10 protein-coding genes are annotated in these 11,579 nt (G+C 45.9%); all 10 read right to left on the bottom strand.

The features are described 5' to 3' along the window. Window positions 1–104: 104 nt before the first annotated feature. The 10 genes from ABFV83_RS19660 to ABFV83_RS19615 all read right to left on the bottom strand — a co-directional run bounded on the left by ABFV83_RS19660 (window position 105) and on the right by ABFV83_RS19615 (window position 11,578). The gene (locus tag ABFV83_RS19660) at window positions 105–530 is read right to left on the bottom strand and encodes a flavodoxin (protein WP_349946300.1); all 426 of its coding nucleotides are present in this window, start codon (window positions 528–530) and stop codon (window positions 105–107) included. Between the two features lie 37 nt (window positions 531–567). Then, window positions 568–1,119 (bottom strand): DUF3793 family protein, encoded by a 552-nt coding sequence (locus ABFV83_RS19655; RefSeq protein WP_349946298.1) that lies wholly within the window; start codon window positions 1,117–1,119, stop codon window positions 568–570. Between the two features lie 11 nt (window positions 1,120–1,130). Beyond that, window positions 1,131–1,412, bottom strand: a complete 282-nt coding sequence (locus ABFV83_RS19650; protein WP_054738440.1) for a DUF2325 domain-containing protein — start codon at window positions 1,410–1,412, stop codon at window positions 1,131–1,133. A 189-nt stretch (window positions 1,413–1,601) separates the two neighbouring features. Further along, on the bottom strand, window positions 1,602–1,862 hold the full coding sequence (locus tag ABFV83_RS19645; protein ID WP_349946296.1) for a hypothetical protein: 261 nt from the start codon (window positions 1,860–1,862) through the stop codon (window positions 1,602–1,604). Window positions 1,863–1,940: 78 nt separating this feature from the next. Beyond that, window positions 1,941–3,410 carry a trypsin-like peptidase domain-containing protein gene (locus ABFV83_RS19640; RefSeq protein WP_349946294.1) on the bottom strand — a complete coding sequence of 490 codons (1,470 nt, stop codon included), beginning with the start codon at window positions 3,408–3,410 and terminating at the stop codon, window positions 1,941–1,943. Between the two features lie 181 nt (window positions 3,411–3,591). Beyond that, window positions 3,592–5,844 (bottom strand): LCP family protein, encoded by a 2,253-nt coding sequence (locus tag ABFV83_RS19635; RefSeq protein WP_349946292.1) that lies wholly within the window; start codon window positions 5,842–5,844, stop codon window positions 3,592–3,594. Between the two features lie 36 nt (window positions 5,845–5,880). Then, entirely contained in the window at window positions 5,881–7,299 is a 1,419-nt protein-coding gene (locus ABFV83_RS19630; RefSeq protein ID WP_349946290.1) for an undecaprenyl-phosphate glucose phosphotransferase, read from the bottom strand. Between the two features lie 98 nt (window positions 7,300–7,397). Further along, entirely contained in the window at window positions 7,398–8,387 is a 990-nt protein-coding gene (locus tag ABFV83_RS19625) for a glycosyltransferase family 2 protein (protein ID WP_349946288.1), read from the bottom strand. A 1-nt stretch (window position 8,388) separates the two neighbouring features. Continuing rightward, complete coding sequence (locus tag ABFV83_RS19620; protein ID WP_349946287.1) at window positions 8,389–10,581, bottom strand: glycosyltransferase; 2,193 nt, start codon at window positions 10,579–10,581, stop codon at window positions 8,389–8,391. Beyond that, on the bottom strand, window positions 10,571–11,578 hold the full coding sequence (locus tag ABFV83_RS19615; protein WP_349946285.1) for a glycosyltransferase family 2 protein: 1,008 nt from the start codon (window positions 11,576–11,578) through the stop codon (window positions 10,571–10,573). The genes ABFV83_RS19620 and ABFV83_RS19615 overlap by 11 nt, the downstream gene beginning before the upstream one ends. Between the last annotated feature and the right edge of the window lies 1 nt (window position 11,579).

The following is an 11,579-nucleotide window of genomic DNA, read 5'->3' as shown; positions in this document are numbered from 1 at the left end:
AAAAATATAGCGCTGAATATTGAAAGGATAAATATTCAGCGCATTTAAATGAATTTTGGTTTTTCTGCTTTTTATGTAACTGCTTCCTCTCCGGATCTGCCTCCCTATTCTGCCAGGGCTGCACCAAGTGCTTTGCAGGCTGCTGTTGCCTCCCCGTCAGGCGCCTCATTGCAGATCACACTGTCGCAAACAAGCTTCACGCCTGCATCTTCGCAAGTCGACTCCCAGGAACGCATCCATTCGCCGTCTCCCCAGCCGTAGGAACCAAACAGCGCCACCTTTTTACCCCCAAGCTTAGATAAGCAGGCGGTAAACATGGGATCAAATTCACTTTCCTCCAGAACCTCTGCCCCCATGGCAGGACAGCCAAATGCAATGGCATCAAAGGAATCAATCATGGAAGCGTCAAATTCAGAAGGGGTGAGTACGACTCCTTCTGCCCCCTTTTCCTTCACTCCCTCCAGGACGGCAGCTGCCATTGCCTCAGTATTTCCAGTTCCACTCCAATAAACTACTGCGATTTTACTCATAAAATATAACCAACCTTTCTCAATCGTTCATTTTATATTAAACGGCTACTGCGAGCCGTTCAACAGCGGTGCCTTTTGACCATTGCGCATAATAGGTTTCGGTGCATTTTTTATAGCGGTTAAAGGTTTGCCTTGCCTTTTCCTCATCACCATAGACCTTCCAGCATCCGATACATTTACAGTGACAGGCTTTGTTGTCAATGAAGCCCTGAACATCCTCCGGCGGATAACCAAGAAATAAACCGATTTCGTGAGGAAACCCGGAACAGGTGCGCAGCCGGTTCACAAGCTGGACCACACAGCGCTGGGAGTTTTCAAAGGAATATCCGTATTGCTTCAGCAAAGCGGAAGCATACCCATCTTCCAGATCCCTTTTTAAATGGCTTGGACGATAAAGGTAGATCAAAGCCCTTTGTTTAAAATAGCGCAGCGGCAAAACCCGGAGTCCTTTTGGTGCAAGCACACGGTTTAGCTTCCTCACCTCATTTTGAATTTCTTCCTGGGACCGGCAGGGACAGGAAAACATACTTCCGGTTTTTATCCCGGCCAGGGTTGGCGCACAATGCCTGATCAGCATTTCTTCTGACATGTTGTTGCCTCCTATCCAACGTGTTCTTTTAAGATGTTTTTCAGAGCTGACATGGAGCTGGAATGAGAACGGGCAATTATGGTATTCATCCCCTTTGTCTCACTTAAGGCACACCGCACCATCTTATGTGACATGGTACTGGTAAAAAGCACCATCAGATCAGGCCTGCCGATTTTATTTTTCAGTCCTCCCTTTAGCTCTGTAAAGACCTTTGCACAGCAGCTGTACTCCTGACATAGCTCTTTATACTGGCGTACCATGCACTCATTTCCTCCAACGATCACTACGCTCATGCAATTACCTCCAATCCTTGAGTTAGTCAAAGCTAACTATATATTAAAATATATGCGCCTTAAGGCGCTGTGAATTAGTAGAAAGAAAATATACACCATATCCCTCTGGTTGAAAGGGCAAACAGCCTTCCTCACTTTATATATCCGGTAAGAAGAAGGACAGCTGGTTAATCATTTAGTTAGCATCAACTAACTATATATTACAATACTGGAAACGCCTGCATTTGTCAAGCATTTTTTAATAGACAGCGTAATATTTCTAAACCTCCACGGCTCTGACAACTCCAAGGCCAACACATATCCGTTATAGCGCACTGTGCATACCTCCGCTGTTTCGCTTTCATTGACCATACCGATTTTTCTGCGCCCAAGGCGGATCAAATGTTCCACTGCTTCTTTTGCCGCATGGATATTATCAATGGTAATGCTGCATTTATTCTTTGCCGTCACTCTCATATCAACCAAGCCATTTTTATGTCAAAAAAATCTCCCGGCCCAATCAATGAGCCTGGAGAGACTTTTTTACTATTAACCCTGCTGCGAAACCTCTGCCGGCCTCTTGCCAAGGGTAATATCTACATTTCTTTCTACATACTGTCCGTTTTCAAGAGACTGGACCGTAAGGGTCACGGTGGTTCCGCCTTCGTAATACTTAAGCATGTTGGTCAGGTCATCATAGGTCTTAATGCCCTGGCCGTCAAATTTGGTGATAATATCCTTTTCCCGCAGATCGGACTTTGATGCTGCTCCGCCTTCCACGATCTTATAGATAAATACGCCCTGAGGCATACCAAGCTGCTGGCTTGTGACTGCGTCAATGTTCTTGCACTGGATTCCCAGATATCCCTGGTTTGCATCGGTAACCTGAGCTCTGGTTTTTCTGGTCATCAGGGTATCAATGATATTCTGAGCCTTGGAAATGGGAATTGCATAACCCATTCCCTCTACTTCTGTAGAAGAATATTTGGCTGAATTGATTCCGACCACCTCGCCCCGCATATTTAAAAGAGCGCCGCCGCTGTTGCCGGGATTAATGGCTGCATCGGTCTGAAGAAGATCGCGGCTCGTGCCATCTTCGGTCTGTACGGAACGGTCAAGTGCGCTGACATAACCAACGGTAACGGACTGTCCATAGCCTAGAGCATTACCGATAGCAACAACTCCCTGGCCGACCTTTAAGTTATCTGAATTTCCAAGGGAGGCAATGGCAATCTTTGACAATGTGTCAGAAGAAATATTTTTTATCGGCACCGCGATCACTGCCAAGTCGCTGTCCGCATCCGTTCCCTTAATGGAAGCATCTACGGCTTCCCCGTCGATAAAGGCAACTTTTAGTTCATCCGCTCCCTGTACTACATGGTTATTTGTTACGATTAAAAGTTCATCATCATTCTTTCCAACCACAATACCGGAGCCGCTGCCCACCCCTTCTCTCTGCATGGGACCGAACCAGGTCTGGCTTTCATAAACCATTTTGCTTGTAATGGCAACTACGGACGGCATGGCTTTGTCTACGATGGCTGAAACATCGTTGGCAGCGGTAATACTGGAAGTGTTTGACGCCTGGATTCCTGATTCATTAGCGGAAGATGGAATGGTTTCCGTCTGGCTGATTTCCACGGAACCTCTGTTTCCATAAGCTCCTGCTGCCCAGTTGATCCCAACCATGGTGCTTCCTGCAACCACTCCGAAAACAAGAGCTGCTCCTACAAGGGCTGCTGCCTTCTTTGCAAAGCCGCCTTTCTTTCCAGGTTTTGCTTCCTCCTGGAACACATTTTGTTCTGCTGCCCTGTGATACTGGTATTCCTGGTAGTGAGGAATATTCTGCTGTGCTTCATAAGAGCTGTCAGTCTGGTTCTGGCTGCTGCTTTCAGAAGCCTGGGGGCTGGATTTTACCGGATCCGGGTCCCTCATAATAAAATTAGTGGTAACTGTTTCTTCTTTATGCTCTTCAGGATTCATACGGCCTGTATCTTTGTTTTCATTTTCATCATACATAAGATCTATCTCCTTTCACGTATGCTTCTTATTTCTTTTGATAATCAGAGTCTATCAATGAATTGTGACCATTTTGTGATAAAATTATATTGAATATGTGAAAAGAAAAAAATCCCCGCATCAGCGGCCTTTTCAATCGTCAAGGCCCTGTGTGCGGGGTATTTATCATTCATTTACCTGATCAATTATTGGTTGGCGGGGCGGATACCACCGGAACTTCAGAATTCCCGCCAGACGTTGCATTGGAAGGATGAGATGCCGTTGTTTCACCTGATCCCCCCGGTCCTGCTGAGGTGGTCTGGGGAGCCGTTGTCTCGTTAGCTTCCGTTGTCTGACCGGGTCCTGGTCCATTCGGAGCTGTGGTCGTCTCCGGGGTACTGGTGGATGGCAAAGGCTTTGTTTCTCCTGGTTTCGTTGGCCCTGTTGTTGTTTCTGAAGGCTTTGACTCTCCAGGCTTGGTTTCCTTAGTCTCACCCGTACTGCCTTCCGAGGAATCCGAAGGCTTTCCTGGCTTTCCGTTTTCATCAGTAGCTCCTGTTGAATCTCCCTGAGCGGAAGATTCTTCTGCCTCAGTGGTTTTCTCCGGCTTTGTAGCTTCCGTGGTCTTCTTTGAATTGTCTTCATCGTCCTTGGAAGTATTCCCAGGTTTGCTCCCCTGTTTATACATGCCGGAATCCGCAGCAATTTTGGCGCTTATTTTCTTAACCACGTCTGATGGCTCATAGCCTTCTTTATCAAAAAGAAGCTTATGAAGTTCAGAAACATTTGATTCCAGAGTCTGCGGTACTACACAGTCACCTTTTTTTCCTATTGTCATATCGCCGCGGGTAAAAGGAAAACCTCCTGTTTCGCCGATATGATACTTGCTTATATCCAAAAGCAGCTCTGTAAAATCACTAAAGGTAAGGTTTGATCCGATCTGGTCCACTTCCATCAATAAAATTCTGTTCAGCAGTCCAAGATCAGCCTTCTTTGCCTTTTCAAAGGTTTTTTGAATGACCAGACGCTGACGCTCTGTTCTCTGGAAGTCAGTATCCATCTTTCTCAGTCTGGCATAGGCAACTGCCTGCACTCCATCCAGGTGATTCATGCCCGCTGATTTTAAATGAACCGACGGCACACCTGTTTTCTCCACGGTTTCTGTGATAAAGGAATTGATGTAACGGAATTCTGCTTTGCTGATTTCAATATCCACACCGTTCAGCATATTGATTCCGTCGGCAACTGATTTCCAGTTAAAGGTAACGTATTCGCTGATATCCAGATCCAGATTCTTATTAAGGGCAGCTAATGCCTGAGCGGCTCCTCCGTTTGCATAGGCGGAGTTTATCTTGTTATAAACATTTCCATTCCCGGTGTTTAAGTATGTATCACGGAACACGGATACCAGTCTGATCTCTCCGGTATCCCTGTTTATATTACAGATCATGATAACGTCAGCATTGGTTCCCTTATTTACATTGCCATCCCGGCTGTCAACGCCGAATACGGCGATGTTACGGTAGCCTGTCATATGCTTTTTCTGTTCCGGAGACATGACTTCATTTCGTACCTGGTTTTCATTAAAATCATCCGGCCTTTGGATGGCTCCCATCAGTCTGGCTACATATGCATAAGCGAAAATGCCTGCCAGTGTAAAGATTTCCAGAACCGCTAAAATAATGATACGCCTTACTTTTCTCTTTTTTTCAGCCTGCGCTGCCGACCTGCTGGCAGCCACACCTCTGTCCTGTCCCTGCACTCTCTGCTGCTGCCTTGTGCCTCCGTCACCAATAACAATCTGGCCTCTTGCTGAGCCCTGGCTGTTTCCTGAGGCTGTGCGGCTTCCCGCTATTCCCTGACTGTTTCCTGAAGCAGTTCGGCTTCCCGCTGCACCTTGGCTATTCCCTGAAGCAGTCCGGTTTCCCGCTGCCCCCTGGCTATTTCCTGAAGCAGTCCGGTTTCCCGCTGCCCCCTGGCTATTTCCTGAAGCAGTCCGGCTTCCCGACGCGCCCTGGCTATTCCCTGAAGCAGTCCGGCTTCCCGACACCCCCTGGCTATTTCCTAAAGCAGCGCGGCTTCCCGACGCTCCCTGGCTGTTTCCTGAAGCTGTGCGGCTTCCCGCTGTTCCCTGATTTTTACTTGTACCGGCGACCGATGAGGGTTGCCCTCTAAATGCTGCCTGGACGTTTCCAGATGAAGACTGGGACCTGTCAGTGCTCCTGGTTCTTTCTCCAGCTCCGCTTCTCCTTACAGATGCATCATCAGCCTTTTTCGTTAAATCGTGACCGGCTGCCGCTTGATTTGATCTGCCGTATTTCTGTTCCTGATAATTTTCATAATCATCATCCAGGTAGTAATCATCATCAGACGGATCTGGTTTTGAATCGAAACCGCGCTTTCTATTTCTGATATTCTCACGGCCTGCTTCATCATCATCAAATTCATTTCTCATTTATTTAACCTCATCCTAATCGTGTCGTATCCAGTATCAGTACGCATTTTTATTAATAAACCCTTTGAATATGGTAAGGAATAAAATCTTAAAATCAAATCCCAGGGTCCAGTTTTCGATATAATATAAATCGTGTTCAATTCTCTTTGTAATGGAAGTATCTCCCCGGTATCCGTTGACCTGGGCCCAGCCGGTGATTCCGGGACGGACCTGGTGCTTGATCATATAACGGGGAATCTCCTCTTTAAACTTCTCAACAAAGAGAGGCCTCTCCGGCCTTGGCCCCACTAAGCTCATATCTCCGCGAAGGACATTGATAAACTGGGGCATTTCATCAATGCTTGTCTTCCTGATAAAACGTCCCACAGGCGTCACGCGGGAATCATGGGGGGTCGTCCACTTCATTTTTTCCTCAGATGGAGCCTGCACCACCATGGAACGGAATTTATACATATCAAACGGCCTGTTATGAAGGCCAACTCTCTCCTGCCTGTAAATCAGCGGTCCCGGTGCGGTCAGCTTGATAAGAGCCGCTGTCAGTAGCATAACAGGAGAAAATAAAATCAGAGCAACAGAAGCTCCGAAAATGTCCACCAGCCGTTTTACCAGAGCATTTACCGTATCGGTAAGAGGCACCCTGCGGATGTTGATTACCGGAAGGCCCTGCAAATCCTCAATAAATGGCCTTGTAGGTATCATATTATTGTAGTCCGGTATAAACTTGGTATGGACGCCTGATTTTTCACAGGATGCTACAATATCTTCTAAATTTGCATATTCGCTGATGCTTAAGGTAATGGCAATTTCATCAAGGGAGTTTAACGCAAGGATCTCATTTAGGTCACGAATCTTGCCAATGACATTAATGCCCTTGTATCCGGTTCCCCATTCTTTTGTGTCGTCAAGGATACCCTTGACCTGATAGCCCCATTCGGGATTAACCCGGACTCTGTCTATGAAGCCTTCCGCCGCCCGGCTGTAACCGATCAAAAGGATGTGCTTCTGGTTGTAGCCCTTGGAGCGCATGGAACGGAGCACAGTACGGAGTAAATTCCGGACAACCGACTCCAGAACAATGTTAATGACACAAAAATAAAATACCATCCTGGTAGAGAACTCACGAAAATAAGGGTTCTTCTTAACCAGGAACAAAATCAGGGTAAAGAGCAGAACCCCTAAAAGATTGGCCTTGCAGATATTGGCGAACTCATACCGTCTCTCCTGAACTCTCTTCGGCGCATACAAATGAAAGATGCCGTAAAGCAACAGATAGGTCGGCAGTATAATAAGAAGCGCCGCAAAATAGTACTGTGGACCTAAAACCTGTTTATAAGGGCTGAACAGCCGGTTTCCCAGCAAAAGCAGCAGCCAGGCCAATACATAGGATACAACAATGACCAGTCCATCCAGTACTACATGAAACCCATTTAATTTTTTCTGATTATCCTTAATCATAGCAGCAAGACCTTCCATTCGTGCATTGCACCATACTTCTCCACCATAATTCCCGTATATTATACATGATATGTCAATATGATGCCATTAAAATATTCTTAAAATGACCTGAAAATTTTTAACTTTCTTCGTAAAAATTCCCATATATAGAGGAACGTTCCAAGAATCAGCTCTCCCTCAATCCGAAAATAATTGCCAAGGTGAGACATCCGGAACGGTACCTTTCTGGTATTTTTTGCCGTTCTCAATCCCTCTTTAAGCCCCTCTGCATAGTCGGAAGCAAAGCCGATCTTCTTAAAAAACAGGTACTTCACAAAGGTTCCGGCTAATATGGGAAGCAGATTCACCAGAAGCTGCAAAACAGGCATATTCTTATAATTTAAATAAACATTATTTCTGGCAGCCAGCCGGACTTTAAAGGAATTATACTTGGATCCGCTGGTTCCGCTGCCCACATGGTAAACCACGGCTGTGGGGCAGTATAGGTTTTCATATCCGTAGATCTTTGCCCGGTAACCCACATCAATATCTTCCAGATATGCAAAATGGGCCTCGTCAAAGCCACCGATTTCCTGAAACACTTCCCGCCTGTAAATGGCGGCTCCTGCGCAGGCTGCAAAAACGCTGCGGGCCTTTTGATAGCCCTTGCTGCTTTGTCCCACGCCCCTTTGATAAGCCCAACCTAAAATGCTGTACATATCCCCTGCATCGTCCATAAGCTCTTTATGGTATAGCTGGATCATCTTGCTGCTGACGGAAAATATCTTAGGCGACCGGTCCATGGCACGGACCAGTTCCTTTACATAATCAGGTTCCGGCTCCGTATCATTGTTCAGCAAAATGATATAAGGCGTTTTTGCTTGGCGGATTCCCACATTTACAGCTCCGGAAAAGCCTGTGTTCTCCTCCAGGAAAACAGATGGAATTTTTCTGTCCTTCAGCCATTTTACGCTTCCATCTGTGGAACCGTTATCCACCACAAGAAGCTCAAAGTTCTTATCACTCTGAGCTTCCAGGGCCTTAAAACAAGGTTCCATAAATTTTAATCCGTTATAATTAGGAATAATAACCGTTACTTTCTTTTCCATCTCATACCTCAAGCTTATAGGGTTCCCCGATTTTTTCTTTTCGAAGGTCCCGCAGGGCAAAATTGGATTTACGCAGGGTTAAATTGGGGTTGTAATAAGGATCCCCGTCTCTTAAGATATCCGGCCACTTCTGGGAAAACTTTTTAATCTCCTGATTAAAACGGACCACTTTCTCCGGCGTATCCTCAAGCCCTCTTGATTTTGACTCATAATGATAGAACAGGGCATATGGTGCATAAACCACCAGCTTATTTAAGGACCGGATCTTCATGCAGAAATCAATATCATTAAAGGCAACGGCAAGGTCTTCTGAAAAACCGCCCGCTTCCTCAAACAGGGATTTTTTGCTCATCATACAGGCAGCTGTTACTGCGCTGTAATCTCTGGCACACATGGCCTGATTGAAATAGCTGCTCTCCGCCTTGTGAAGTCCGATAAAGGTATGCCCGGCAATGCCGCCGAAGCCAACCACCACACCGGCATGCTGAATGGTGTCATCGGAATAAAGAAGCCTGACTCCGACAGCGCCTACATCCTCTCTCTGGCAGAAGCCTAACATCTCATGGATGCTTTCTCGGTTAATCATTTCCGTGTCATTATTTAAAAACAGGAGATATTCGCCTTTTGCATGGGCAACACCAAAGTTATTGATGGCAGAGTAGTTAAATTCCCTCTCCCATGTAACCACATGGACGAAATCGAATTCCTTCTGGATCCTGTCATAATATTCAAAGGTTTCCGTGGCAGTGCTGTTATTTTCCACAACAATAAATTCCAGGTTCTGATAGGTAGATTTCTCCATGATGGAGCGAATGCATAAATCCAGATCAGCGCTGTGATCCTTGTTGGGTATGATGACAGAAACCAGGGGAGTTTCTGTTATTTTAAACGTAGTATGATAAATTCCGTAATCAATTCCCTTTTCCACGGACTGTACCTCTATGCCAACCCTGTCATAGTGGGCCTTGATGGCTCTTGCTCCCGCCTCAAAGGCGTATAATTTGCTCTCCGGGTTACTTGAAGTGGAGTTTTGATGGCAGCGCCAGTGATACAGGGCCTTGGGAATATGGTATATTTTTCTGGCTTTTTCCGTGCACCGGAAAATAAAATCATAATCCTGGGCTCCGTCAAATTCTTCACGAAAGCCTCCCACCTCCATAAGCAGCTCATGGTTCACCACAAACAAATGGCAGATATAATTGACGCTTGTCAAAAGATCCGGGTTAAAATCAGGTTTAAAATGAGGTTCAAACAATTCTCCTCCGTCAATGTCAAGCTTATCTTCATCGGTATAAACCACATCAATTTCCGGATCAGAATTAATGGCCTTTACGCACTCAAACAACGCATCCGGTGCCAGGGTATCGTCATGGTCCGCCAGGACAATAAAATCTCCCGTCGCCATTTCCATGGCAGCATTGGTATTTCCTGCAATGCCTTTATTTTCTCCAAGGATCACATAACGAATCCGTTCATCCTTTATGGCATAACGCTTTAATACCCGTTCCACGCCCTCTCCCTTTGGGCTTCCGTCTGCAATGCACACTTCCCAGTTCCCATAGGTCTGGGCAAGGAGGGAATCCAGCATGGCTGACAGATAACGCTCCGGCGTCTTGTAAGCAGGTATTACCACAGACATCTTAGGTCTATAGTCAAAATCCGCCTTTTTCTGGGCTTCCAGCTCCTCGTCCGTGGTTTTCGTAAGTGCGTACCATTCCGGATAATCATAATCACTGTCAATTCCCTGAAGCTTGTGCCTGGATTTTAACACAAATGCCTTAAAGCCGTTTTCCTTCCAGAAATCCACGGCAGACCGGAAGGTCTGTACATTCATCATGCTTTTCAGCTTTGTGCTTTTTTTATGGGCAGAACTGTTCTGTCTTTCAATGATATCGGCATTTAACTTCACTCTGACAGTTTTCCCGTCACACCGGATCACCAGGGTCCTGTCCTCATTTTTTTCCCGGATATAGGGAATGCGGATGTCAAATCCTAAATCCTTTTCGGCCGCCTTCTTAAAATAGATCTGGCACACATCATCTCTGCGCACGGCCACATACTTAAATTCCACGCTTTTTTCCTGCCCGTCCAAAACCTCAAACGCTGCCTCTGAGTCAAGGCTCTTTCCAATGACCCAGCCGTTTAATACGATTGAATTTTCACGGATTCTTGCTACATCTATCTTATATTTCATCGCTATTCTCCATGGATGCCGTCATTAAAAAAATCTCTTCATCCAAACTGCCTTCCGCTTTTTCTGTAAAATTGATCCTCTCCTCTTCAATCACAAGAGGCCGCTTCATAACACGGGCATTGATGGACAGAACATATTCTCCCACAAGTCCTATAAAAAAGATCTGTACGGAGCCAAGAAAACACATGCCGATCAATAGAGGAGCCATGCCGGCTGGAAAACGGTCCCAGTACACCAGCTTCATGACCAGATAAATAAGGGCTACCATCATACTAGCAAAGGAGCATATGCTCCCAAATATGGTCGCAAGGCGAAGCCCTACCTTGGTGTAAGAAGTAACACTTAACATGGCCGCGTCATACAGACGGTAAAAATTATTGCTTGTCTTTCCTGCCCGTCTTTTAGGCTGCTCATACGGAATCTCCTTGCGCCGGAAGCCAAGCTCCGCCACAATTCCGCGGAGGAAAGGCGTAGGGTCATCTAACTCCCTAAGAACCTTTATAAACCTTTGGTCGTATAAGCCAAAGCCGGTAAAATGCTCGATCTGCTCCACATCGGAAAGCCTCTTAATGGTCTTATAATAGCAGCTTCTCAGCCAGTACATGATCTTATTCTCTTTGCTGGATTTCTTGATCCCAATGACGATCTTATAGCCCTTTTCCCATTCCTTTACATACTTTGGGATCATCTCTACAGGGTCCTGGAAATCCGCGGCCATAAGGATGGTGCAGTCTCCTGTTGACTGGAGCATGGCGTAATAAGGGGAATTGAACTGCCCGAAATTCTTGGCGTTAAAAATCCCTTTTACCCTTTTCTCCTGAGAACATAAGTCCCGGATAATTTCCCTGGTACGGTCCTTAGAATCATTGTCAATAAAAATCAGCTCATAGGAGTAATCTGGCAAATCAGTTTTAAATATATTGTCAATCGCCTGGTACATGGCATTTACATTTTCTTCCTCATTGTAACAGGGAATCACGATGCTTATTGTTTTCATA

Origin of the sequence: Lacrimispora sp. BS-2 (genome assembly GCF_040207125.1) — a bacterium.
GTDB lineage: Bacteria > Bacillota > Clostridia > Lachnospirales > Lachnospiraceae > Lacrimispora.
Note: the sequence above shows the minus strand (reverse complement) of the source record. Positions and strands in the feature narration are given on the sequence as shown.

Coding starts and splice junctions, on each gene's coding strand:
- ABFV83_RS19620 (WP_349946287.1), bottom strand. CDS start 10,581: ATGAAATATAAGATAGATGTAGCAAGAATCCGTGAAAATTCAATCGTA.
- ABFV83_RS19660 (WP_349946300.1), bottom strand. CDS start 530: ATGAGTAAAATCGCAGTAGTTTATTGGAGTGGAACTGGAAATACTGAG.
- ABFV83_RS19630 (WP_349946290.1), bottom strand. CDS start 7,299: ATGATTAAGGATAATCAGAAAAAATTAAATGGGTTTCATGTAGTACTG.
- ABFV83_RS19650 (WP_054738440.1), bottom strand. CDS start 1,412: ATGAGCGTAGTGATCGTTGGAGGAAATGAGTGCATGGTACGCCAGTAT.
- ABFV83_RS19655 (WP_349946298.1), bottom strand. CDS start 1,119: ATGTCAGAAGAAATGCTGATCAGGCATTGTGCGCCAACCCTGGCCGGG.
- ABFV83_RS19635 (WP_349946292.1), bottom strand. CDS start 5,844: ATGAGAAATGAATTTGATGATGATGAAGCAGGCCGTGAGAATATCAGA.
- ABFV83_RS19615 (WP_349946285.1), bottom strand. CDS start 11,578: ATGAAAACAATAAGCATCGTGATTCCCTGTTACAATGAGGAAGAAAAT.
- ABFV83_RS19640 (WP_349946294.1), bottom strand. CDS start 3,410: ATGTATGATGAAAATGAAAACAAAGATACAGGCCGTATGAATCCTGAA.
- ABFV83_RS19625 (WP_349946288.1), bottom strand. CDS start 8,387: ATGGAAAAGAAAGTAACGGTTATTATTCCTAATTATAACGGATTAAAA.